This window comes from Pseudogemmobacter humi (genome assembly GCF_900609055.1).
In the GTDB taxonomy this organism is placed as follows: domain Bacteria; phylum Pseudomonadota; class Alphaproteobacteria; order Rhodobacterales; family Rhodobacteraceae; genus Pseudogemmobacter; species Pseudogemmobacter humi.
The window spans coordinates 123,262-146,831 of the sequence record NZ_UXAW01000033.1; the positions used below are offsets into that span (position 1 = coordinate 123,262).

Here is a 23,570-nt window from a genome sequence, read left to right on the forward strand (position 1 = left end):
TCAGATCTTCCAGCCAGAATGCAGCGCCGCGATCCCCATCGAGAGATTGCGATATTTCACCTGGGCGAAACCGGCCTGGCGGATCAGGGTGGCGAAGGCCTCCTGATCGGGGAATTTCCGGATCGACTCGACCAGATATTGATAGGAGTCGCGGTCCCCCGTCACGATCTGGCCCATGGCGGGGATGACGTTGAAGGAATAGAGGTCATAGGCCTTCTGCATCAGATCGTTGGGGATATGGCTGAATTCCAGCACCATCAGCCGCCCGCCGGGCCGCAGCACGCGATACGCTTCGGAAAGCGCATCGGCGATCCGGGTCACGTTGCGGATACCGAAGCTGATCGTATAGCTGTCGAACGCGCCCGAGGGGAAGGGCAGCGCCATCGCATCGCCCACCACCCAGTCGAGATGATCCGACAGGCTGTCGGCCTCGGCGCGCTTGCGGCCCGCGACCAGCATCCCTTCGGTCATGTCGCAGACCACGGCGCTGGCGCCCGGCGCGCGTTTCAGGAATCGGAAGGCCACGTCGCCGGTGCCGCCCGCCACGTCCAGCAGCCGCTGACCGGGGCGCGGCGCCAGCCAGTCCATCATCGCATCCTTCCAGATCCGGTGGACGCCGGCCGACATCAGATCGTTCATCACATCGTATTTCGAGGCGACCGAGGAGAACACGCCATGGACCAGCCCGGCTTTTTCCTCTTCCGGCACGTCGCGAAAGCCGAAATGCGTGGTCTTGCCCGGATCGTTCATCGTCAGCGCCTCGCGAAACCCGCCCTCAGAGGGGTACATTGGGGATATAGCCCATGCGCGGCGGGAGAAACCAGCCATCCCTTTGCAGGTGCGACCATCTACAGCCGGGCGGCGCGGCATAGCCCTTGGCCCCGGCGGCGGCGCGGCTTAGGTTCGGCGGGTCGTCCGAGGGGGATCCGCCATGCCAGAACTGCCCGAAGTGGAAACCGTCCGGCGCGGGCTGGAGCCGGTGCTGACCGGCGGCAGGATCCTCTCGGCCCGGGTCAACCGCGAGGGTCTGCGCTGGCCGTTTCCCGAGGGCATGGCCGACCGGCTGACCGGCGCGCGGGTCGATGCGCTCAGACGGCGGTCGAAATACATCCTCGCCGATCTTTCGACCGGCGAGACGCTGCTGATCCATCTGGGCATGTCGGGGCGGATGCTGATCTCGGGCGCGCAGCTCGGCGGGTTCCACCACGACCATCCGGCGCCCGCGAAACACGACCATGTGGTGCTGGAGGTCGAGGGAGGCGCGCGCGTCACCTTCAACGACGCGCGGCGCTTCGGGGCGATGGATCTGATGCCTACCGCGACCGCCGGGGCGCATCCGCTGCTCGCGGTGCTGGGGCCCGAGCCTTTGGGCAACGCTTTCGACGGCGACTATCTGGCGGCGCGGCTGAAGGGGCGCAGGACGCCGGTGAAGGCGGCGCTGCTCGATCAGCATATCGTCGCGGGGCTGGGGAACATCTATGTCTGCGAGGTGCTCTGGCGCGCGCATATCGCGCCGGCGCGGCTGGCGGGCGACCTGAGCCCCGACGAGGCCGCCGGCCTTGTGCCGCTGATCCGCGAGGTTCTGACCGAGGCGATCGACGCCGGCGGCTCTTCGCTGAAGGATTACCGCCAGGCCGACGGCGAACTCGGCTATTTCCAGCATTCCTTCCGGGTCTACGACCGCGAGGGGCAGAACTGCCTCGCCCCGGGCTGCACCGGAACCGTCGCGCGCATCGTCCAGAGCGGGCGGTCCTCGTTCTTCTGTCCGCATTGCCAGGGCTGAGCGGCGCGCTTGCCTTCGCGGCCCCAGGTGGTAGGAGTCGCGGCAAAGTGAAAACCGGAGATCCGCGATGGCCTATCAGAACCTGATCGTCGAGATCGAGGATTACACCTGCCTGATCCGCCTGAACCGGCCCGATGCGCTGAATGCGCTGAACTCGGCGCTGATGGCGGAACTGGCGGCGGCGGTGACCGCGGCCGACCGCAACGACAAGGTGCGCTGCATCGTCATCACCGGCAGCGAAAAGGCCTTCGCCGCCGGGGCCGACGTGAAGGAAATGGCGACCAAAGGCTTCGCCGATGTCTTCTTCGACAATCTTTTCGGCCCCGAGGCCGAGGCGATCGCCCGCTGCCGCAAGCCGGTGATCGCCGCCGTGGCGGGCTACTGCCTTGGCGGTGGCTGCGAGCTGGCGATGATCTGCGACTTCATCCTGGCCGCCGATACCGCGAAATTCGGCCAGCCCGAGATCAATCTGGGCATCAGCGCCGGGATGGGCGGCACGCAGCGGCTGACCCGTTGCGTCGGCAAGTCGAAGTCGATGGACATGCATCTGACCGGCCGTTTCATGGACGCGGTCGAGGCCGAGCGCGCGGGCCTCGTCAGCCGGGTCTTCCCGGCGAAATCGCTGCTGGAAGAGGCGATGAAGATCGCCGCGAAGATCACCGAGAAATCCACGATCACCGCGATGATCGTGAAAGAGGCGGTCAACCGCGCGCAGGAGACCACGCTCGCCGAAGGGCTGCTGTTCGAGCGGCGGATGTTCCACGCCGCCTTTGCGACCGAGGATCAGAAGGAGGGCATGGCGGCTTTCCTCGAAAAGCGCACGCCGCAGTTCCGCGACCGCTGATTCCCGTTTGCAACCGGGGGGGCTTTGCTGTAATGGCCCGCCCTACATGCGCGTGGGCCCGCTTAGGCATTGATGATTCCCGTCCTTTGGGCCGTTCCGGTCCTGTGGCGGGGCCTTCGGACTTTCGTGCGACCGATATCGAGAGATCCGAAGGAAGAGCCCCATGGCCAATACCGAACAGTCCAAGAAACGCGCCCGCCAGGCGGATGCCCGTTACGCCGTCAACAAAGCCCGCCGCTCGCGTATCCGCACCTTCCTGCGCCGCGTCGAAGAAGCCATCGCCTCGGGCGATCAGGCTGTCGCGGCCGATGCCCTGAAATCCGCCCAGCCCGAACTGGCCCGCGGCGTGACCAAGGGCGTTCTGCACAAGAACACCGTCGCGCGCAAAATGTCGCGCCTCGCGTCGCGGGTCAAAGCGCTGGCCGCCAAGGCCTGATCAGGCTTTCGCCCGAATCGAAAAGGCGCGGTCCGCGAGGGCCGCGCCTTTTCGATTCTGTGCAATGATTCTGTTTCTACGGAGGCAAGATTTTGCCGTGACGCAGGGGTATTCAGGCGGCCCCGTTGCGGTTTTGCCGATGCTGCGGGATTCGCCTGGCCGGACTCTGTGTCAAGCAAGTTGTTCGGTTGCAGAGCCTGCGGGCGGCTTGCTAGCTTGTCGCTGCGATTCACTTCGTCTTGGGGGACATGGTGTTGTCGCGAACCGTGATGAACAGGCGACGCTTTGGGCTGCCAGCCAGAACAGATCGCTGATTACGGTTTGTGAACAATGGGATAGAGGCCGATGCCCTGCATCGGAAAACTGTCTTTGATCAGAGTCGGGGTGTATTTCAGCCTCCCGGCCCACCACCTGTTTCCCCTGATCTCGGGGGCGCTCCCGAAGCCCGTTGCACCCGTTGCGGCGGCGGTTTCGGCTGGGTCACGGATCGCGGTTTATGGCCGCCTGCGCAACCCGCGGGGCGGCCCGGAATAAAGGCAGGTCTGGGTAGAATGACGAACGAAACATGGGGCCAGATTCGGGAAGGCCTTATCAACCGGGTTGGCCGGAACAATTACACCACCTGGATCGAGCCGCTGAAACTGTCGCAACTGCGCAATGGCGTGGCTTTGTTCGAAGTGCCCACCAGCTTCTTCGGCGACTGGGTGCAGCGCAACTACGCCGACCACATCCGCAACCATCTGGTGACCTCGGGCGCCCCGGTCGAGCGACTGGAGTTCCTTGTCGGCGCCGAGAATGGCGCGGTGCGCTCCGTGGCGGCGAAACCCACCGCGGCTCCGCGGGCTCCGGTCCGGGCCCGTGCCGCGGCGGAGGATGATCTGCCCGGCGCGCCGCTGGATGCGCGCTTCACTTTCGACAGCTTCGTCGTCGGCAAGCCGAACGAACTGGCCCATGCCGCCGCCCGCCGGGTGGCCGAGGGCGGGCCGGTTACCTTTAATCCGCTGTTCCTTTACGGCGGTGTAGGGCTCGGCAAGACCCACCTGATGCATGCTATCGCGCATGAGCTGCGCGAGCGTCAGCCCGAGTTGCGGGTGCTGTATCTCTCGGCCGAGCAGTTCATGTACCGCTTCATCCAGGCCCTGCGCGACAAGCAGGTGATGGATTTCAAATCGCTGTTCCGCTCGGTCGATGTGCTGATGGTGGATGACGTGCAGTTCATCGCCGGGAAAGACAGCACTCAGGAAGAATTCTTCCACACCTTCAACGCGCTGGTGGATCAGAACAAGCAGATCATCATTTCGGCCGATCGCGCGCCGGGCGAGATCAGGGATCTGGAGGACCGGATCAAATCGCGGCTGCAATGCGGGCTGGTGGTCGATCTGCATCCGACCGATTACGAATTGCGCCTCGGCATCCTGCAACAGAAGGCCGAATTCTACCGCGGCCAGTATCGCGGGCTGACGATCAGTCAGGGCGTGCTGGAATTCCTCGCCCATCGCATCACCACCAACGTCCGGGTGCTGGAAGGCGCGCTGACCCGCCTGTTCGCCTTCGCCTCGCTGGTCGGGCGCGAGATCACGCTGGATCTGGCGCAGGACTGCCTCGCCGACATTCTGCGCGCCTCGGATCGCAAGCTGACCATCGAAGAGATCCAGCGCAAGGTGGCCGAACATTACAATGTGCGGCTTTCCGATCTGATCGGGCCGAAGCGGCTGCGCACCATCGCCCGACCGCGCCAGGTGGCGATGTATCTGGCCAAGCAGCTGACCGCGCGTTCGCTGCCCGAGATCGGGCGCCGGTTCGGCGGCCGCGACCATACCACGATCATGCACGGGGTGCGGAAAATCGAGGAACTGGCGGCCACCGACAGCCAGCTTGCCGACGATCTGCAACTGCTCAAGCGGTTGTTGCAGGGCTGACGGCAAATTTCTTCGAAGAAATTTGCAAAACTTTTCGAAAAGTTTTGCTGTTTCCCTCCGGCAACGGCTCGGCCTTGACGGCCCGCGGAAACCTTCGCAAAGTCGTGAAAATGCGATAAGCCGGCCTTGGCCGGCCTGTCTGGTGCGCCCTGATCCCGTCGGGCAAAGGATGGGGCTAGAGGATTGGAAGAATGAAACTCTCGATCGAACGCGGCACGCTTCTGAAGGCGCTGGCTCAGGCTCAATCCGTGGTGGAGCGCCGCAACACGATCCCGATCCTCGCCAATGTGCTGATCGAGGCCGAGGGCGCGCAGGTTTCCTTCCGGGCGACCGATCTGGATATCGAGGTGGTCGACCGGGCCGATGCCATGGTGGAACGCGCCGGGGCGACCACGGTTTCGGCGATCATGCTGCATGAGATCGTGCGCAAACTGCCCGACGGCGCGCTGGTGAATCTCTCCGAGGATGGCGCCTCGGGGCGGCTGACGATCACCGCGGGGCGCTCGACCTTCAGCCTGGCGACGCTGCCGAAGGAAGATTTCCCGGTGATGGCCTCGTCGGAATATGCGACGAATTTTTCTGCCCCGGCGGCCGATCTGCGCAGGTTGTTCGACAAGGCGAAATTCGCGATTTCCACCGAGGAGACCCGTTATTATCTGAACGGCGTCTATCTGCATGTGTCGACATCCGAGGACGGCCCGGTCCTGCGCGCGGTGGCGACCGACGGGCACCGGCTGGCGCGGATCGACGCGGCCCTGCCCGGCGGGGCCGAGGCGATGCCGGGCGTGATCGTGCCGCGCAAGACGGTGAACGAGTTGCGTAAGCTGCTCGACGACGACGAGGCGAAGATCGCGGTTTCGGTGTCGGAGACCAAGATCCGGTTCGCCACGCCCGCGATCACGCTGACCTCGAAAGTGATCGACGGCACTTTCCCCGATTACACCCGGGTCATTCCGCAGCACAACACCCGGCGGCTGGAGGTGGATGCCAGCGAATTCGCGCGCGCGGTGGACCGCGTGGCGACGGTTTCCTCGGAGCGGTCGCGGGCGGTGAAGCTGAGCCTTGACGAGGACCGGCTGGTCCTGTCGGTCAACGCCCCGGATTCGGGCGCGGCCGAGGAAGAGCTGGCGGTGGCCTATGGCGACGAGCGGCTGGAGATCGGTTTCAACGCCAAATATCTGCTGGAGATCGCCAGCCAGGTCGATCGCGAGAATGCGGTCTTTCTGTTCAATTCCTCGGGCGATCCGACGCTGATGCGCGAGGGGAACGACACCTCGGCGGTCTATGTCGTGATGCCGATGCGCGTGTGACCGGCCCCGGGGCCTTGCCCCGGACCCCAGGATATTTAGAGACAGAAAATGGGGGCGGGCCGTGAGCGGGCTGTGTGTGACCTCGCTGAGCCTGTCGCATTTTCGCAGCCATCGCGCCACGCGGCTGGAGTTCGATGGCCGGCCGGTGGCGATTTCCGGGCCGAACGGGGCGGGCAAGACCAATATCCTGGAGGCGGTTTCGCTGCTCTCGCCCGGTCGTGGGCTGCGCCGGGCGGCGGGGGCGGATCTGGCGCGGCGGCCCGAGGCGATCGGCTGGAAGATCGCGGCTGCTGTCGAGGGGCTGAGCGGCGGGCATCAGATCGAGACCTTGGCCGAGGGCGAGGCGGCGCGTCAGGTGCGGATCGACGGCAAGCCGGCGGCGCAGGTGGCGCTTGGCCGGGTGCTGCGGGTGTTATGGCTGGTGCCGGCGATGGACCGGCTGTGGATCGAGGCGGCCGAGGGGCGGCGGCGGTTCCTGGACCGGATGGCGCTGTCGTTCTTTCCCGACCATGCCGAGGCGGCGCTGGACTATGAAAAGGCCATGCGCGAGCGCAACCGGCTGTTTCGCGACGAGGTGAGCGATCCGCATTGGTTCGGCGCTTTGGAGGCGCGGATGGCGGCGGCCGGGGCGGTGCTGACCGACAACCGCCGCGCGGTGCTGGCGCATCTGGAAGACGCCCAGGCCCAGGCGGCGACGGTGTTTCCCCAGGCCGGTCTGCGGCTGATCAGCCCGGAGGGCGAGACGGATGACCTTGCCGCGGCGCTGGCGGCGAACCGCAGCCGCGACCGGGCGGCAGGGCGTGCGCTGACCGGGCCGCATCGCGCCGATCTGGAGGCGGTTTTCGCCGCCCGCGGCATGCCCGCCGCGCAATCCTCGACCGGCGAGCAGAAGGCCTTGCTGATCAGCCTGATTCTCGCCAACGCCCGGGCGCTGGCGGCGCAGACCGGGCGGGCGCCGGTGCTGCTTCTGGACGAGGTGGCGGCGCATCTGGACCCCGCTCGGCGCGCAGCGCTTTATGACGAGATCTGCGCGCTCGGGGCGCAGGCGCTGATGACCGGGACCGAGCCCGGGCTGTTTGACAGTCTGGGCCCGCGCGGGCAGAGTCTCATCGTCGCCGAAGAGGGCGGTGTGAGCCGGATCCTGCCATGACACCTCAGCGTGTGACCCTGATAACCCTCGGCGTGGCGGATCTGGCCGCCGCGCGTGCCTTCTATGCCCGGCTCGGCTGGCAGGAGCATGGCGAGAGCCAGGAGGGCGTTGCCTTTTACCAGATGCAGGGCGCGGCGCTGGCGCTGTTCGGGCGCGACGATCTGGCGGCGGATCAGGGCCGGCCGGGCGCCGCGCTCGGCACCGGGGCGGTGACGCTGGCGCAGAATTTCGCGACCGAACCCGAAGTGGATGCGGCGTTCGAGGCCGCGCTGGCCGCGGGCGCCACCACGCTGAAACGGCCGGAGAAAGTGTTCTGGGGCGGGTATTCGGGCTACTGGGCCGACCCGGACGGCCATGTCTGGGAGGTGGCGATGAATCCGTTCTGGCCGCTTGCCGACGACGGCAGCCTGACCCTGCCGTAATCTGATGACCGTGACCTGGTGGCAGTTGCTGGTTTATGCCGGTGCGATGGCGGCGCTTTGGGCGGTGCCCGGCCCGGTCTGGGTGGCGCTGATCGCCCGGGCGCTGTCGGGCGGGTTCCGCGCCGCCTGGCCGCTGGCGGTGGGGGTGGCGATCGGCGATCTGGCCTGGCCCATGGCCGCGGTGCTGGGGCTGAACTGGATCCTCAGCCTCTACGGCGATTTCATGACCGTGCTGCGGTGGGTCGCGGCGGCGGTGTTCCTGGGGATGGGCGCGCTGCTGATGCGCCACCCGGCGGGAAGGATCGACGCGGACAGAAGACTGACACGGCCCGGGCTCTGGGCCGGGCTGACGGTGGGGCTGGCGGCGGTGATCGGCAACCCGAAGGCGATCCTGTTCTACATGGGCGCGCTGCCGGGGTTCTTTGCGCTTGACCGGCTGACCGGCGGCGACATTCTGGCCATCGCGGCGATCTCGGCCTTTGTTCCGATGCTGGGCAACCTCGGCCTCGCGCTGTTTCTCGACCGGGCGCGGCGGCTGTTGCAAAGCCCCGAGGCGATGCGGCGGCTGAACCTGGGATCGGGGGTTCTGCTGATCGGCGTCGGGCTGACTATCCCGTTCCTCTGACTACAAAATCTTGTGGTGCGGACGTGACATTCCCGGCCCGGGGCGCTATAACTCGCGGGCAATCTGAGGGGTTAAGAACGCATGGCCGAAGCAGCCCGCAAGCCCGGCGAATACGGTGCCGATTCCATCAAGGTTCTCAAGGGGTTGGAAGCCGTCCGCAAGCGCCCCGGCATGTATATCGGCGACACCGACGACGGCTCTGGCCTGCACCACATGGTCTATGAGGTGGTGGACAACGGCATCGACGAGGCTCTGGCCGGCCACGCCACCGAAGTGGTGGTGACGATCCACGCCGACGACTCGGTTTCGGTGCGCGACAATGGCCGCGGCATCCCGGTCGACATCCATGCCGAGGAAGGCGTTTCGGCGGCCGAGGTCATCATGACCCAGCTTCACGCCGGCGGCAAATTCAACAACACCGATGAGGGCGGCAACGCCTACAAGGTTTCGGGCGGCCTGCACGGGGTGGGCGTCTCGGTGGTCAATGCGCTCTCGGAATGGCTGGAACTGACGGTCTGGCGCAACGACACCGAATACCGCGGCCGGTTCGAGTTCGGCGAATGCACCGTCCATGTGCATGAGAAGGCCCCCGCCCCAGGCAAGCGCGGCACCGAGGTGCGCTTCCTCGCCTCCGCCAGGACCAACCGGCCGGACGGGACGTTTTCCAACCTCGACTATAGCTTCAAGACGCTGGAGAACCGGCTGCGCGAACTCGCCTTCCTGAACTCGGGCGTGCGGATTGTGCTGACCGACGAACGCCATGCCGAGCCGCAGCAGGTGGAGCTGTTCTACGATGGCGGGGTGCGCGAATTCGTCAAATACCTCGACCGCTCCAAGCAGGCAGTGATGCCCGAGCCGATCTATATGGTGGGCGAGCGCAACGGGATCGGCGTCGAGGTCGCGATGTGGTGGAACGACACCTATCACGAGACGGTGCTGCCCTTCACCAACAACATCCCGCAGCGCGACGGCGGCACCCATTTGGCGGGCTTCCGCGGCGCGCTGACCCGCACGATCACCTCTTACGCCCAGACCAGCGGTATCGCGAAACGCGAGAAGGTGGATTTCACCGGCGACGACGCGCGCGAGGGGCTGACCTGCGTCTTGTCGGTCAAGGTGCCGGATCCGAAATTCTCCAGCCAGACCAAGGACAAGCTGGTGTCCTCGGAAGTGCGCCCGGCGGTCGAGAACCTCGTGAACGAGAAGCTCTCGGAATGGTTCGAGGAGAACCCCGCCGCCGCCAAGGTGATCGTCGGCAAGATCGTCGAGGCGGCGCTGGCGCGCGAGGCGGCCCGCAAGGCGCGCGAGCTGACCCGGCGCAAGACGGCGATGGATGTGAACTTCCTCGCCGGCAAGCTGAAGGATTGCACCGAGAAGGATCCGTCGAAATCCGAGGTCTTCCTGGTCGAGGGCGACTCGGCCGGCGGTTCGGCCCAGACCGGGCGCGACCGGAAGAACCAGGCGATCCTGCCCCTGCGCGGGAAGATCCTGAACGTGGAACGCGCGCGGTTCGACAAGATGCTCTCCAGCCAGGAGATCGGCAACCTGGTGATGGCGCTCGGCACCGGGATCGGGCGCGATGAGTTCAACATCAACAAACTGCGCTACCACAAGGTCGTCATCATGACCGACGCGGACGTGGACGGCGCCCATATCCGCACGCTGCTGCTGACCTTCTTCTTCCGCCAGATGCCCGAGCTGATCGAGGGCGGCTATCTCTATATCGCGCAGCCGCCGCTCTACAAAGTCAGCCGCGGCAAGTCCGAGGTCTATCTCAAGGACCAGCCCGCGCTGGAAGATTACCTGATCGAGCAGGGCGTCGACGGCGCGGTGCTGCGGCTTGCCACCGGCGAGGAAATCGCGGGCCAGGATCTCGCCCGGGTGATTGAGGGCGCGCGGGCGTTCCGGCGCATTCTCGACGCTTTCCCGACCCATTACCCGCGCCCCATTCTGGAACAGGCGGCGCTGGCGGGGGCCTTCGATCCGGGCCGGGCCGATGCCGACCTTCAGGCGGTGGCCGATCAGGTGGCGCGGCGGCTGGATCTGGTGGCGGTGGAATACGAACGCGGCTGGCATGGCCGCATCACCCAGGACCACGGCATCCGCCTGTCGCGCATCCTGCGCGGGGTCGAGGAGTTGCGCACGCTCGACGGCGCGGTGCTGCGCTCGGGCGAGGCGCGCAAACTGTCGCAACTGGCGGGCCAGCACCGCGATGTTTACCGCGACCCGGCGAAACTGGTGCGCAAGGACCGTGAGCAGCCGATCCACGGCCCGGTCGACCTGCTGAAATCCGTGCTGGCCGAGGGCGAGAAGGGCCTTTCGCTGCAACGCTACAAGGGCCTCGGTGAGATGAACCCCGAGCAGCTCTGGGAAACCACGCTCGACCCCGAGGCGCGCACGCTTCTGCAAGTGAAGATCGACGACCTGGCCGAGGCCGACGATATTTTCACCAAGCTGATGGGCGATGTGGTCGAACCCCGCCGCGAGTTCATCCAGGCCAATGCGCTCTCGGTGGAAAACCTCGACTTCTGATTTTCCCTCACAGGCTCCGCCGCCAAAGCGGGGCCTGCTTATTTTCTGTCTGAAAATATCCTCGGGGGGAGTCCATTGGTTCAGGGAACCAATGGACCTGGGGGGCAGACAGCCCCCCGGGCCGCGTCAACCCGCGACCGACCCCGGAAAGTCCTCGATCAGCTCGACGCTTTCCTCGACCATACCCCCGCGCGGCGCGAACAATGGCATCTCGGCGCGCAGCACGATCTCGGCCGAGGCGCGGGCGTCCTCGCCGGCGTCGTGATGGGTGAAGCTCAGCCCGAGGTGGCTTTTCAGCGAGGCCAGACCATGGCCACCATTGCCGCGCAGTTCCGGCCAGGCGCGCCGCGCGACCAGAACGGAATCGCGCCAGCGCCAGGACGGGCGTGGCAGGCCCTCGCGATCGCAGGCGGCATCGACCGCGCGCTGATCGAAACCGGAATGCTGGTAAACGGTCTGCCCCGCAAGCCGCGGCCCCAGCACAGCCATCGCCGCGGCAAACCCCGGCGCGCCGGCAACCGTCCGGGCGGTGATGCCGTGCACGAAGGTGCAGGTCCAGCGCAGCGGGCCGGGGTCGATATAGCTGACCCAGGTTTCGATGCGCCCGTTCAGATCGACGCAGGCGACGCCGATCTGGCAGATGCTGCCGCGTTCGTTGTTCGCGGTCTCGACATCCAGCGCGAAGAAGCGAAAGGGCCGGTCGGGGAACGGCGGCAGAGCGGCTATCGTGGTCATCCGGGTCTCCTTCGCCCGGCCCATGCCAGCACGGGTCCGGGTGAAGGCCATGGCGATCAGTAGCTGAGCAGCCGGTCGCCCTGCCCGTCGATGATGCGCGAGGGCAGGCCGATCTCGTTCAGCAGGTTGATGAACGGCTTCGGATCCAGTTCCTCGGCATTGACCATGGTGCCGACATCCCAGGTGCCCTCGGCCACCAGGATCGCAGCGGCGACCGGAGGCACACCGGCGGTATAGGAAATGCCCTGGCTGCCGACTTCGAGGAACGCTTCCTTGTGGTCGGCAGAGTTGTAGATCATCACCTCGACCGGCTTGCCGTCCTTCTCGCCTTTGACGAAATCGGCGATCAGCGTCTTGCCGGTATAGCCCGGCGCCAGCGTCGAAGGATCGGGCAGCACGGCTTTCACCACTTTCAGCGGCACCACCTCAAGTCCCTCGGCGGTTTTGACCGGCTGCTCGGACAAAAGCCCGAGGTTCTTCAGCACCGTGAAGACATTGATGTAGTGATCGCCGAAGCCCATCCAGAACCGCACATCGGCATCGGGGTAGTTGGCGGCCAGCGAGTGAACCTCGTCATGGCCCGACATATATGCCTTTTGCTTGCCGACGACGGGCAGATCCCATTCGCGGCCGACCTCGAACATCCTGTTTTCCTGCCACGCGCCGCCCTGCCAGGAGTAGACCGTGCCGGTGAACTCGCGGAAGTTGATCTCGGGGTCGAAGTTGGTCGCGAAATATTTGCCGTGCGAGCCGGCGTTGATGTCCACGATGTCGATCCCGGTCACGCGGTCCATCATATCGGCCGCCGCCCGCGCCCAGACGTTCACCACGCCGGGGTCAAACCCGATCCCGAGGATCGCGGTCACGCCCGCCTCTTTGCAGGCGTCTCGCTTCTTCCATTCGTAATTGCCATACCAGGGCGGGGTCTCGCAGATCTTCGCCGGATCCTCGTGGATGGCGGTGTCCATATAGGCGGCGCCGGTTTCGATACAGGCATCCAGCACGGTCATGTTCACGAAGGGCGAGCCCACGTTGATCACGATCTGGCAGCCGGTCCGGCGGATCAGCGCGGCGACGGCGGCGCTGTCCATCGCATCGACGGCATGGGCCTGAAACACGCCCGCGACCTTCATCGCCTGTTTCTCATGCACGCTGGCGATGATCGCCTCGGCCTTGGCCACCGTGCGGCTGGCGATATGCAGATCCCCCAGCCGGTCGTTCGACTGCGCGCATTTATGCGCCACCACCTGGGCGACGCCACCGGCGCCAATGATCAACACGTTGCGTTTCATGGGGATCCGCCTCCTCTGATATGCGGGGAAGGGGGGACTGCCTCAGCCGAGGCTGTCCCGGTAATCGGCATAGCCGAATTCGCGCGCGACGGTCAGACTGCCGTCCAGTTCTTTCACCACGATCGACGGCATCTTCACGCCGTTGAACCAGTTCTTCTTGACCATCGTATAGCCCGCCGCATCGGCGATGCTGATCCGGTCGCCGATGTTCAGCGGCGCGGGAAAGCTGAACTCGCCGTAGACATCGCCCGCAAGGCAGGATTTGCCGCAGATCATATAGGGGTGGTCTCCGCTGGTTTCGATCTTGCCCGGCTGGCGGTAGATCAGCAGATCCAGCATATGCGCCTCGACCGACGAATCCACGATGGCCAGATCCTTGCCGTTCGACAGCACATCCAGCACCGTGACCTCAAGGCTGGCGGCATTGGTGATCGCCGCCTCGCCGGGCTCCAGATAGACCTGCACGTCGAAACGGTCCTGGAAGGCGCGCAGGCGCTTCGCCAGTTCCTGCACCGGATAGCCCTCGCCGGTGAAATGGATGCCGCCGCCGAGAGAGACCCATTTCAGCCGTTTCAGAAGGGCGCCGAACTCTTCCTCGATCCGCGCGAGCTGGCGGTCGAACAGGCCGAAATCGGCGTTTTCGCAGTTGTAATGGATCATGAAGCCCGAGATGCGCTCCATCACCCGTTCGATCTTTGCCTGGTCCCATTCGCCGAGCCGCGAGAACGGGCGGGCGGGGTCCGCGAGGTCGAATCCGCTGGTCGAGAACCGCGGATTCAGCCGCAGCCCGCGCGCGATATGGGCCGAGGCATTGTCGAACCGCTCAAGCTGGCTGATCGAATTGAAGATGATCTTGTCGGCGTAGCCCACGGCCTCTTCGATCTCGTGATCGGCCCAGCCCACCGAATAGGCATGGGTTTCTTTTCCGAATTTCTCGCGCCCGAGCCGCAGTTCATACAGCGAGGACGAGGTGGTGCCGTCCATATGTTCGCGCATCTGAGCAAACACCGGCCAGGTGGCGAAACATTTCAGTGCAAGCAGGGTCTTCGCGCCCGAGGCCTCGCGCAATTCGTCGATGATCGCCATGTTGCGCGCCAGTCTGGCGCGGTCGATCAGGTAGTAAGGCGTCTGGATCATCGAATCCCCCGGGGCTGAGAGAGGAACAACGGCCACACGGCCAGAGCGGCGCTATGTAGGGCCCCGGCCCCCCCTATGCAAGCGTCATGATACCTGCATGTAACGGGGCGGTGTCAGTGTTCCTGAAAGAATGCCCATGAATCGGCGGCGATGGCGGGGCCTGCGCTATAGAACCAGTGATCATGGCCGGGGATCACCACCAGTTCGGTGCGGTGCCCGGCAGCCGCCAGCGCCCGGGCCGAGGCGCGTGCTTCGGCCAGCGGACAGAGGTGATCGTTGTCGCCGAGATAGATCCTGACCGGCACCGGGGATTTTGCCGTGCCCGAGGGCATCCGCGCCCCGGCATGGACCGCAACGGCGCGCGCGCGGCCCGGCGGGTCAGCGACCAGCGACAGCGCGAAATCCGCGCCCGCCGAATGGCCGGCGATATAGACCCGGTTCGGATCGGCCGGATAAAGCCGTGCGGCGTCGGCCAGCACCGCCTCCAGAAAGGCCCTCCCGTCCCGTGCGGACCATCCGGCCGGATCGAAAGCATCCGGTGCGACCAGGATCAGCCCGTGGCGGCGCGCGGTTTCCTCCCACATCGCCAGCATCGCCCGGCCATCGTGTTCCGATCCATGAAGAAGCAGCACGACCGGCGCCGGCCCATTGCCGGGATCGGGACCAAGGCCCCACCAGCGCCGGATTCCGCCCTCGCGGTCGATCAGATGGGCGGCGTAGCGGTCGGGCGTGGTGAACTGCTGCGGGCCTCGGGCCGGAGTCAGCGACGGAGCGAGGATCTCGGTGAACAGCGGCGCGGGGGCTTCGTCCTGGAACAGCCGAGGCGCGCTCAGCAGCAGGGCGCCGCCCAAAGCGGTGAACAGAAAGAGCGAGACGAGGGTCGTGATCAGGGATTTCATGGCGGTCCGCTTCGGTGATACCGCTCACTCTCAGCCGGGATTTAGACAACCGCAGGGCGATGGCGCGGATTGTTCGCGCCTCTCGCCCCGCTGCGGGAACAATCCGCATCAGATCATGCGGATCGTCTCTTTCCCGACCGCCAGCATATAGCCGCGCCGGGCGATGGTCTTGACCAGCAGCTCGGACACCAGCTGATTGCCGAGCGCGTCGCGCAGGCGCTTCACCCGCGTCGCCCCGGCGGCCTCTTCGCAATCGGCCTCGGACCGGCCCGAGATCACCGCCTCGATCTGGGCGCCGGTCATCACCTCGTCGTCGAGCCGCGCCTCGGCCAGCACCGACAGGGTTTCCAGCGCGGCCCCGGTCAGCGAAAACTCCAGATCGTTGATATAGACCGCCCGCGCCTCACGCGAGATCATCAGCGATGAGACCTGGATCCCCGAGCGCTGGATCGCGCCGATCCGGCGGTTCAGCACGATGATCATCACCAGAAACACCAAGGCCGCGATCAGCAGCGCCGAGGAAAACACCAGCAGCACGAAGATCACCATCCGGTAGCTGGTCAGCACCTCGGAAAACGCCGTGCCCGATCCGGCGAGGATCTCCAGCAGCTTGATCTCGGCGCCCGAGCGCAGATCGTCGTTCTCGATGAAGATCCGCTCGACCCGCGTGTTGAAGGCATTGGCGTCGGGCAGGTTCAGGAACAGGAACAAGGCCGCGCAGAACAGAATCAGCACGATGGCGGCGATGCCGAAGCCGACGACCCGGTTGCCCTGTTTCAGGCTGTCAGTAACGAAGGAACCAGGCCCCGGCATTCGCTTTCCTCTCGGCAAGACCTTCCGGCCCGAAGGTGGACAGAACATTGAGCAGCGTCCAGCCGTCGGCGGCAAGGCGCGGTTTCAGCTCGGCCGCGGCGCTTCCCGGGGCGCAATTGCCGTCGGACACCCGGGCCACACCGTAATGCAGTTGCAGTGGGTTGTCCTTCTTGGCCTTGTAATCGGCGTAGCATTCGGCCGCCGCCGGTCCGGCCAGGACCAGCGCCAGTATGGCGGCCAGCAAGGGTCTGATCATCTGCTTTTCTCCGAAGGCTGAGGGGCGTTCTGCTCGGGGCCCTTTCCGGTTGCGATCAATCTGCGGAAAGCCGCCTGGATATTCAATATCGCCGGGCGGTTTGCGGCGCTGTTATCGCATATCAGCCGCCCGCTCTGCGGCTGCTATCGCCTGGCGGGGCGGCGATATTGCATGGCCCGGCCGGTCGCGGCCAGGGATGGATGCAGGAGGTGCCCGGACAGGCAGCGGCGCCCCCCAAACCTCGCTAACCCCGCGAACTCCGCGAACGCAGAAAACACATGAGGCAATCCATGCAGTCCCCCCGCATCATCCCCGCAGCCCGCGTGATCCCTTCCCGCGACGGCAAGCCCGCCGATCCTTTCCGCCCGATGAAACGCCCGCATCTGGGGCTGACCGCCGGGCTGACGGCTTTCGCGCTGCTCCTCTCGCTGGCGATTCCGGTTACCGCAAGGGCCGACGACAACGGCGTGACCGCCGCGCTGAAGAAGGCGCCGATTGCGGTCGAGTTCCGCGACGACCGCTGGCCGCATGACGGCAAGGGTTGGGGCAAGCCGCGCAAGGCGGTGCCCTCGGTCTGCGCCATCGAGATCGACGGTCGCGGCGGTTCGACCTGGTATTCCGAGCGCTGCATCCGCGATCACGGCATCCGGGCCGACCTGCCGCGCGGCTGCGCCACCGGGGCGCGGATCCTCGGTCAGCACGACCGGCTCTACACGCCGAAATGCCTGCGCGGGGCGGGGCTGAGCCTGTCGAGATAACCCGGGCAGCCGGGTGTGGGGCGCGGCGGGTCTGGTCCGCTGCGGCCCGGAGCGGGGCGAAGGGCGGGCAGCCTTCGCCCCGTTTTCCTTATAACTGAGCGGCGACCAGGCCGGGCAGCTCGGCGAAATCGCTGAAAGCGGCGGTCTGCGGCAGCTCTGCCGCCGGGGATTTGCGGTAGCCCTCGGTATAAAGCAGGAAGGGCAGGCGGGCGGCCTGGGCGGTTTCGGCATCGACCTCGCTGTCGCCGACATAGATCGCGCTTTCCGCCCCGAGTTCGCGGATGCACAGCCACAGCGGCGCTGGATCGGGTTTCAGCGCGGGGATCCGCCCGCCGCCCACCACCGCGTCGAAATGATGCGCGAGGCCAAGGTCCCTCAGCAGCATCAGCGCCGCGGCCTCGGGCTTGTTGGTGCAAAGGCCCAGCGGGTGCCCCTTCGCGCGCAGGGCATCCAGTGCGCCGGTCACGCCGGGATAGATCCGGGTGCGGGCGGAGGGCTCGGCCTCATAGGCGGCCAGCACCGAAGCGGCCAGCCGTTTGTGGTCCGCCGGGTCAAGACCCCGGGCCTCCATCGCGCGCGCCACCAGATTGGCCAGGCCCTTGCCGACGAAAGAGGTGACAGTCGGCAGATCGAACGCGGCCTGGCCCTCGGCGGTGAACACCCGGTTCAGCGCGGCCGCGAGATCGGGGACGGAATCGACCAGCGTGCCGTCCAGATCGAAGACGACCGGGATCACCGCGCCGCCTCGGCCGCCGCCCGGATCGCGCGAATGTTCTCGCCATAGGGCGCGGGATTCGCGACCGAGCCGCCCGAGAACACCGCCGAACCCGCGACCAGCACGTCCGCCCCGGCGGCGGCGACCAGCGGCGCGGTCTCGATGGTGACGCCGCCGTCGATCTCGATATGGATCGGGCGCTCGCCGATCAGGGCGCGCAGGCGGCGCACCTTTTCCAGCTGGCTCATGATGAACTTCTGCCCGCCGAAACCCGGGTTCACCGTCATCACATTGATCAGGTCGATCTGGTCCAGCAGATATTCCACCGATTCGATCCCGGTGGCGGGGTTGATGCAGATCCCGGCTTTGACCCCGAGCGCGCGGATGGTTTGCAGGCTGCGGTGCATATGGGCGCCCGCCTCCAGATGGACCGAGATCACATCGGCGCCGGCTTTGGCGAAGGCTTCCAGATAGGCGTCCACCGGGGCGATCATCAGATGAACGTCCATCACCCCTTTGATATGCGGCCGGATCGCGGCGCAGGTGGCGGGGCCGAAGGTGATGTTCGGCACGAAATGCCCGTCCATCACATCGACATGCACCCAGTCGGCGCCCTGGGCCCCGATGGCCTGACATTCGGCGCCGAAATTCGCGAAATCGGCGGAGAGGATCGAGGGGGCGATCTTGATCGCGCGCGAGAAGGTCATGATGCGGCCTTTCGGGTCAGGGGTTGCAGCCGGAATACAAGGACCGGCCGCCATAGGGAAGCGGAGGAAGTCCGCCGCGCGGGGATATTTGGGCCAGGACGAAAGCCGGGACTTGCGCGCCGGGGCCGCGCGCGGTGAATGGGGGGATGGCTATGATCCCCGATTTCAGTTTCGAGAATGAGGCTTTTGCCGCAGGCGCGCTGTTCGTCGTCGGCGTGGACGAGGTGGGGCGCGGGCCGCTCGCCGGGCCGGTGACGGCGGCGGCGGTGCGGCTGGACCCCGCGCGCATCCCCGAGGGGCTGGGCGACAGCAAGGCGCTGAAGGGGCCGGTGCGTGAGCGGCTGGCGGCCTGGCTGCACGATCACGCCCAGGTCGCGGTGGCCCATGCCACGGTGGAAGAGATCGACGCGCTGAACATATTGCGCGCCAGCCATCTGGCGATGGAGCGGGCGGTGGCGGCCTTGGGCCAGCCCGATTACGCGCTGATCGACGGCAATATGATCCCGCGCGGGCTGGCCTGCCGCGCGCAAGCGGTGGTGAAGGGCGATGCCCGCTGCCAGTCGATCGCGGCGGCCTCGATTGTCGCAAAGGTTGCGCGCGACAGGATCATGGTGGATCTGGCGCAACAGTTTCCCGGCTACGGCTGGGAGAGGAATGCCGGATACCCGACAAAGGCGCATTTGCAGGCGATCCTGGATCTTGGGGTCACCCCCGCGCATAGACGCTCGTTCCGGCCCATCCACAATATCTTGTATCAAGACCAAACAGTAACCTCTTGATTCAAAAAAGAATTTGACTGCGAATCGCCTCTGACTCATCTTTATCCACAAGACGGCACACCTACAGATGCCGCGGACAGAGGCAGAAGATGGCGACGAAAAAAGCACCGGCGGAGCATGCGCTTCCGCTGAACCAGATCCTTGCGGGTGACTGCATCGACCTTATGGAGAGCCTTCCCGAGGCCTCGGTCGATCTGATTTTCGCCGATCCACCCTATAATTTGCAACTGAAGGGCGAGTTGCACCGGCCCGACAATTCGCGCGTCGATGCGGTGGACGATCACTGGGACCAGTTCTCCAGCTTCGCCGCCTATGACGAATTCACCCGCCGCTGGCTCGCGGCCGCGAAGCGTCTGCTGAAACCGCATGGCGCGATCTGGGTGATCGGATCCTATCACAACGTCTTCCGCCTCGGCGCCGAGTTGCAGAACCAGGGCTTCTGGATCCTGAACGACGTGGTCTGGCGCAAGTCGAATCCGATGCCGAACTTCCGCGGCAAGCGGCTGACCAACGCGCATGAGACGCTGATCTGGGCCAGCCGCGACGAGGCGGCGAAATACACCTTCAACTACGAGGCGCTGAAGGCGCTGAACGAGGGCATCCAGATGCGCTCGGACTGGGTGATCCCGCTGTGCACCGGGCATGAGCGGCTGAAGGACGAGACCGGATCGAAGGCGCATCCGACGCAGAAGCCCGAGGCGTTGCTGCACCGCGTGCTGCTTGCGACAACCAATCCGGGCGATGTGGTGCTGGACCCGTTCTTCGGCACCGGCACCACCGGCGCGGTGGCGAAGATGCTGGGCCGCGATTTCATCGGCATCGAGCGCGAGGAAAGCTACCGCAAGGCCGCCGCCGAGCGCATCGCCCGGATCCGCAAATTCGACGCCTCGGCCCTGGAGATCACCGGCTCGAAACGCGCCGAGCCGCGGGTGCCCTTCGGCCAGGTGGTCGAGCGCGGCATGCTGCGCCCGGGCGAAGAGCTCTATTCGCTCGGCAACCGCTTCACCGCCAAGGTGCGCGCAGACGGCACCCTGGTCGGCAATGACGTGAAGGGCTCGATCCACCAGGTCGGCGCGGCCTATGAGCGCGCGCCCTCGTGCAATGGCTGGACCTACTGGCACTTCAAGCGCGACGGCAAGATGATCCCGATCGACATCCTGCGCCAGCAGATCCGCTCGGAAATGGAAGCCGACGGCGCCCGCCCGAACTGAACACCCTTACCGTTTACACCCCACGCCTGCGCCCTGGTCCGCCCGGGGCGCCACTGCCCCGCCATGGTCTCATGGCGGGGCTTTTTCGTGGGGGAAGGGGCGAAGAGGGTAGCCGACCTGTCGCGATCATAACCTGGGGGACTCATCCGGCGCGATCGAGGAGCAAGCTTCCCAGCGCCCCATGCATCGTCTTATGTATGGTATGAAGAAGTAAAAATTCTTATACCGCCATTTTGACTTGACATCTTGCCATATGGCGTTATATAAGTTGATTGTCAGCGATGTTGCTGTCTTATTTAAAATAGGAGTTAATATGAACGACGATTTTCAACCTGATACGGTCCAAGCTGTTCAGAATCTCTACGAAAAGAATCCTAATGCAAGAAAGCTGTTTGACTGGACAGCATCCCTTAAAAAGGATGCCGCGGAAACGACCTTGGAGAGGATGGTCAATGTTCTCGGTATTTCGAGAAAATCGGCTGTATCTCTGGCCCATGAACTGGGGGCGGCTGGCTGTGGACGTTTCATTGTTGGCCGGAAAGGCGCTCAATCTCGATTCGAGTGGTACTACAGCCGAGTAAGTCTGGGACAGGTCGCAGCAGGGGAGACAGATGAGATTGACCCGGTGTCCTGCAGCCTCGCCACGGAGGCGGAAGACGAAGAATCCCTCAATGGTGAGGAAAAGCCTCTGACAATCGTCTCGGCGAAAACACTTTTGGCAAAATCACTAGGTATTTCTGCCGAACAGATTGAGATTATTATCAAAGGGTAACCCCATTGTTCAACGGAGGCAGATGTATCATCTGTCTCCGTTGAAAGGCATAGAAGTTCCAAAGAGCCGTAGGTTGCTCTAAGGAAAACAATGGTATCTCTGCCCCATCCGCCTCAGGGCGCGCCTTTCGGCATCGGGTTCCGCGCCTTGTTGTAGGGCTTCCAGTCCTCGATGTCCGGGTAGAACTGCTTGCGCCAGGCCCGCACCCGGGGGTTCATGAAGCGCCGCCAGACCGGCGGGATCATCGCGGCGAAGGTCATCACCGGATAGCCGTAGGGCAGTTGCGGGGCCTCGTCCTCGTCGTAGTTCTGCAAGAGCGGGAAGCGCCGGTCGGGCTTGTAATGGTGGTCCGAATGGCGTTGCAGGTTGATCAGCAGCCAGTTGGTCGCCTTATGCGCGGCATTCCAGGAATGGCGCGGCAGGGCGTGTTCATATTTCCCCTCGCCCAGGTAGCGCCGGGTCAGGCCGTAGTGTTCAACATAGTTCACCAGTTCAAGCTGCCAGGTCGCCACCGCCGCCTGGCCGAGGAACAGCGCCAGCCCCTGCCAGCCGCCAAGCGCCAGCGCCAGACCGATCATCGCCAGTTGCAGGCCCCAATAGCGCCAGTAGGGGTTCGAGGCGTGCCACCACGGCAGCCCCTTCCTCGCCAGCATCGCCTTTTCGGCGCGGAAGGCCGAACGCCGGGTCTCGCGCACCACGCGGGGGAAGAAGCGGTGGAAGCCCTCGTTATAGCGCGCCGTCACCGCATCGCGCGGGGTGCCGACATAGAGGTGGTGGACCCGCAGATGCTCGGTGCGGAAATGGGAATAGAGCACGGTCGCCAGCATCAGATCGGCCAGCCAGCGTTCGATCTTCGGCTTCTGGTGCATCAGCTCGTGGCTGTAGTTGATGCCGATGGTGCCGGTCATCACCCCCATGCCGAAGGTCATGCCGATCTTCTCCCAGACCCCCAGACCGCTCTGCGGCACATACCACAGGAACATGCAGATCAGGGCGAACTGAACCGGGAACCACAGCATGGTCAGCAGGCGGTAAAGCGCGAGATCGCCCTCGGGCGTGGTGAGATCGGCGTTGTCGGTGTTCAGCCCCAGCATCGCGTCCAGCGCCGAGAACAGGCCCCAGCAATAGGCGGGCAGCAAAAGCACCCAGAGCCCGCCCCAGGCCATGCCCGCCAGCGCGATGGGCACCGTGCCGAGCGAGAGCCAGAACGGCAGCGCCTGCGAGGGGCGGGCCATGGTCTGCGGGGAAAGCTGCGCCATGATGGATGCTCCGGGTTACGCGCGCGGATGCTAACCCCGGCGCGGCGGCAGGATCAACGCGACGAAAGCGCGCTGAGGCCCAGATCGAACGCCTTGCGAAAGACGGTGGGCAGGCTGTCGGGCGAGAATTCCGCCGTTGGGATCAGCTCGCCCCGGGTGGGGTTGGCCTCGGCCTCGGCGGTCATCACCCGCAGGATCAGGTGGAAATGGGTGAAGGTGTGGCGCACCTCGCCCGCGAAGGCCCAGGGCGCGTCGGCGGGGGCGGTCTCGGGTGCGCCGGGCCGGTCCCAGCCGTCGCCGGGCAGCCCGTTCATGCCGCCGAGGAGGCCCTTCGCCGCGCGGCGCTCGATCAGCCAGCCGCGGGGGGTGCGCAGAAGCCAGACCGTGCCCTCGCGGGTGGGTTTTCCGGCTTTCGGCGCCTTGCGCGGCAGGCTGGCGGCGGTGCCGGAGGCGCGGGCGCGGCAGGGGTCGATCCAGGGGCAGATGCCGCAGGCGGGCGAGCGGGGCGTGCAGATCGTCGCGCCCAGATCCATCACCGCCTGGGCATAGTCGCCCGGCCGCAGGGCTGGGGTGAGGGTTTCGGCCAGCCGCACCAGTTCCGGTTTTGCGGCAGGCAGCGGGGTTTCCACCTCGAACAGCCGCGACATGACGCGCTCGACATTGCCGTCCACCACGGTTGCGGGCTCGTCGTAAGCGATGGCGGCCACGGCGCTCGCGGTATAGGGGCCGATGCCCGGGAGCGTCAGCAGACCGTCGCGGCTGCCCGGAAAACCGCCGCGCGCCGCCACCTCGCGCGCGCATTTCAACAGGTTCCGGGCGCGGGCGTAGTAACCAAGCCCCGCCCATTCGGCCATGACATCCTCGTCGCGCGCGCTTGCCAGCGCCGCCACATCCGGCCAGCGCAGGGTGAAGCGCAGGAAATAGTCGCGCACCGCGGCGACCGTGGTCTGTTGCAGCATCACCTCGGACAGCCAGACCCGATAGGGGTCGGGCTGCTCGCCGCTCGCGCGGGCGGCAGGCCCCGTGCGCCAGGGCATCTCGCGCGCGTGGCGATCATACCAGGCCAGCAGGTCTCCGGTCAGCATTCGTGCGTCCTGGCTTCCGGCAATGTCACGCAAGATTTATGGCCTCTGCTTTGCGCCCGGGCTGGCGGGGGGCCGGGCTTTGGCTAAGATAGCGCCGGAAATCGCCCGGCGAAACTACCCCGGACGAGACG

General features: G+C 65.6%; 24 protein-coding genes. 13 read left to right on the top strand and 11 right to left on the bottom strand.

Features of this window, described 5'->3' with window-relative positions; translation table 11 throughout:
* A complete protein-coding gene (ubiE, locus tag XINFAN_RS02350) occupies nt 1–750 on the bottom strand; it encodes a bifunctional demethylmenaquinone methyltransferase/2-methoxy-6-polyprenyl-1,4-benzoquinol methylase UbiE (protein WP_124084950.1) in 750 nt (249 codons plus the stop codon).
* 181 nt (nt 751–931) lie between these two features.
* Between ubiE and mutM the strand changes: the two genes are divergently transcribed.
* The 9 genes from mutM (at nt 932) to gyrB (ending at nt 11,021) form a co-directional block, all read left to right on the top strand.
* Complete coding sequence (gene mutM, locus XINFAN_RS02355) at nt 932–1,783, top strand: bifunctional DNA-formamidopyrimidine glycosylase/DNA-(apurinic or apyrimidinic site) lyase (protein WP_124084884.1); 852 nt, start codon at nt 932–934, stop codon at nt 1,781–1,783.
* A gap of 67 nt (nt 1,784–1,850) precedes the next feature.
* Nucleotides 1,851–2,627 carry an enoyl-CoA hydratase gene (locus XINFAN_RS02360; protein WP_124084885.1) on the top strand — a complete coding sequence of 259 codons (777 nt, stop codon included), beginning with the start codon at nt 1,851–1,853 and terminating at the stop codon, nt 2,625–2,627.
* A gap of 163 nt (nt 2,628–2,790) precedes the next feature.
* Nucleotides 2,791–3,063 (top strand): 30S ribosomal protein S20, encoded by a 273-nt coding sequence (gene rpsT, locus XINFAN_RS02365; protein WP_124084886.1) that lies wholly within the window; start codon nt 2,791–2,793, stop codon nt 3,061–3,063.
* Nucleotides 3,064–3,614: 551 nt separating this feature from the next.
* Nucleotides 3,615–4,982, top strand: coding sequence for a chromosomal replication initiator protein DnaA (dnaA, locus tag XINFAN_RS02370; protein ID WP_124084887.1), 1,368 nt, complete (start codon nt 3,615–3,617; stop codon nt 4,980–4,982).
* Nucleotides 4,983–5,173: 191 nt separating this feature from the next.
* The gene (dnaN, locus tag XINFAN_RS02375) at nt 5,174–6,292 is read left to right on the top strand and encodes a DNA polymerase III subunit beta (protein WP_124084888.1); all 1,119 of its coding nucleotides are present in this window, start codon (nt 5,174–5,176) and stop codon (nt 6,290–6,292) included.
* 61 nt (nt 6,293–6,353) lie between these two features.
* Complete coding sequence (gene recF, locus XINFAN_RS02380) at nt 6,354–7,442, top strand: DNA replication/repair protein RecF (protein WP_124084889.1); 1,089 nt, start codon at nt 6,354–6,356, stop codon at nt 7,440–7,442.
* The gene (locus XINFAN_RS02385; RefSeq protein WP_124084890.1) at nt 7,439–7,864 is read left to right on the top strand and encodes a VOC family protein; all 426 of its coding nucleotides are present in this window, start codon (nt 7,439–7,441) and stop codon (nt 7,862–7,864) included. Before recF ends, XINFAN_RS02385 begins: the two co-directional genes overlap by 4 nt.
* A 4-nt stretch (nt 7,865–7,868) precedes the next feature.
* Nucleotides 7,869–8,489 (top strand): LysE family translocator, encoded by a 621-nt coding sequence (locus tag XINFAN_RS02390; RefSeq protein ID WP_124084891.1) that lies wholly within the window; start codon nt 7,869–7,871, stop codon nt 8,487–8,489.
* An 81-nt stretch (nt 8,490–8,570) separates the two neighbouring features.
* The gene (gene gyrB / locus XINFAN_RS02395) at nt 8,571–11,021 is read left to right on the top strand and encodes a DNA topoisomerase (ATP-hydrolyzing) subunit B (protein ID WP_124084892.1); all 2,451 of its coding nucleotides are present in this window, start codon (nt 8,571–8,573) and stop codon (nt 11,019–11,021) included.
* A 126-nt stretch (nt 11,022–11,147) separates the two neighbouring features.
* Here gyrB and XINFAN_RS02400 read toward each other — a convergent pair whose 3' ends face one another.
* The 6 genes from XINFAN_RS02400 to XINFAN_RS02425 all read right to left on the bottom strand — a co-directional run bounded on the left by XINFAN_RS02400 (nt 11,148) and on the right by XINFAN_RS02425 (nt 16,153).
* Nucleotides 11,148–11,756, bottom strand: coding sequence for an exonuclease domain-containing protein (locus tag XINFAN_RS02400; RefSeq protein WP_233352100.1), 609 nt, complete (start codon nt 11,754–11,756; stop codon nt 11,148–11,150).
* 56 nt (nt 11,757–11,812) lie between these two features.
* Nucleotides 11,813–13,048 carry a saccharopine dehydrogenase family protein gene (locus XINFAN_RS02405; protein WP_124084894.1) on the bottom strand — a complete coding sequence of 412 codons (1,236 nt, stop codon included), beginning with the start codon at nt 13,046–13,048 and terminating at the stop codon, nt 11,813–11,815.
* A 42-nt stretch (nt 13,049–13,090) separates the two neighbouring features.
* Entirely contained in the window at nt 13,091–14,185 is a 1,095-nt protein-coding gene (locus XINFAN_RS02410) for a carboxynorspermidine decarboxylase (RefSeq protein WP_124084895.1), read from the bottom strand.
* Nucleotides 14,186–14,298: 113 nt separating this feature from the next.
* Nucleotides 14,299–15,084 carry a CE1 family esterase gene (locus tag XINFAN_RS02415; protein ID WP_124084896.1) on the bottom strand — a complete coding sequence of 262 codons (786 nt, stop codon included), beginning with the start codon at nt 15,082–15,084 and terminating at the stop codon, nt 14,299–14,301.
* Between the two features lie 108 nt (nt 15,085–15,192).
* On the bottom strand, nt 15,193–15,897 hold the full coding sequence (locus XINFAN_RS02420) for a winged helix-turn-helix domain-containing protein (protein ID WP_124084897.1): 705 nt from the start codon (nt 15,895–15,897) through the stop codon (nt 15,193–15,195).
* Nucleotides 15,869–16,153: a hypothetical protein gene (locus XINFAN_RS02425; protein ID WP_124084898.1), complete on the bottom strand. Its 285-nt coding sequence runs from the start codon at nt 16,151–16,153 to the stop codon at nt 15,869–15,871. Before XINFAN_RS02425 ends, XINFAN_RS02420 begins: the two co-directional genes overlap by 29 nt.
* Before the next feature lie 290 nt (nt 16,154–16,443).
* On the opposite strand from XINFAN_RS02425, the gene XINFAN_RS02430 reads away from it, so the two are divergent.
* Entirely contained in the window at nt 16,444–16,911 is a 468-nt protein-coding gene (locus XINFAN_RS02430; RefSeq protein WP_124084899.1) for a hypothetical protein, read from the top strand.
* 88 nt (nt 16,912–16,999) lie between these two features.
* Here XINFAN_RS02430 and gph read toward each other — a convergent pair whose 3' ends face one another.
* Nucleotides 17,000–17,647 carry a phosphoglycolate phosphatase gene (gph, locus tag XINFAN_RS02435; protein ID WP_124084900.1) on the bottom strand — a complete coding sequence of 216 codons (648 nt, stop codon included), beginning with the start codon at nt 17,645–17,647 and terminating at the stop codon, nt 17,000–17,002.
* Nucleotides 17,644–18,333, bottom strand: a complete 690-nt coding sequence (gene rpe / locus XINFAN_RS02440) for a ribulose-phosphate 3-epimerase (protein ID WP_124084901.1) — start codon at nt 18,331–18,333, stop codon at nt 17,644–17,646. The genes gph and rpe overlap by 4 nt, the downstream gene beginning before the upstream one ends.
* A gap of 146 nt (nt 18,334–18,479) precedes the next feature.
* On the opposite strand from rpe, the gene rnhB reads away from it, so the two are divergent.
* From rnhB to XINFAN_RS02455, 3 genes are all read left to right on the top strand, one after another.
* Nucleotides 18,480–19,112 carry a ribonuclease HII gene (gene rnhB / locus XINFAN_RS02445; protein ID WP_124084902.1) on the top strand — a complete coding sequence of 211 codons (633 nt, stop codon included), beginning with the start codon at nt 18,480–18,482 and terminating at the stop codon, nt 19,110–19,112.
* A gap of 89 nt (nt 19,113–19,201) precedes the next feature.
* Nucleotides 19,202–20,323, top strand: a complete 1,122-nt coding sequence (locus tag XINFAN_RS02450) for a site-specific DNA-methyltransferase (protein WP_124084903.1) — start codon at nt 19,202–19,204, stop codon at nt 20,321–20,323.
* 313 nt (nt 20,324–20,636) lie between these two features.
* Nucleotides 20,637–21,095: a hypothetical protein gene (locus XINFAN_RS02455; protein ID WP_124084904.1), complete on the top strand. Its 459-nt coding sequence runs from the start codon at nt 20,637–20,639 to the stop codon at nt 21,093–21,095.
* 113 nt (nt 21,096–21,208) lie between these two features.
* On the opposite strand, the gene XINFAN_RS02460 is transcribed toward XINFAN_RS02455, so the two are convergent.
* Both XINFAN_RS02460 and XINFAN_RS02465 read right to left on the bottom strand, forming a co-directional pair.
* Entirely contained in the window at nt 21,209–22,354 is a 1,146-nt protein-coding gene (locus XINFAN_RS02460) for an alkane 1-monooxygenase (RefSeq protein ID WP_124084905.1), read from the bottom strand.
* 53 nt (nt 22,355–22,407) lie between these two features.
* The gene (locus tag XINFAN_RS02465; RefSeq protein ID WP_199286344.1) at nt 22,408–23,472 is read right to left on the bottom strand and encodes an A/G-specific adenine glycosylase; all 1,065 of its coding nucleotides are present in this window, start codon (nt 23,470–23,472) and stop codon (nt 22,408–22,410) included.
* Nucleotides 23,473–23,570: the final 98 nt, after the last annotated feature.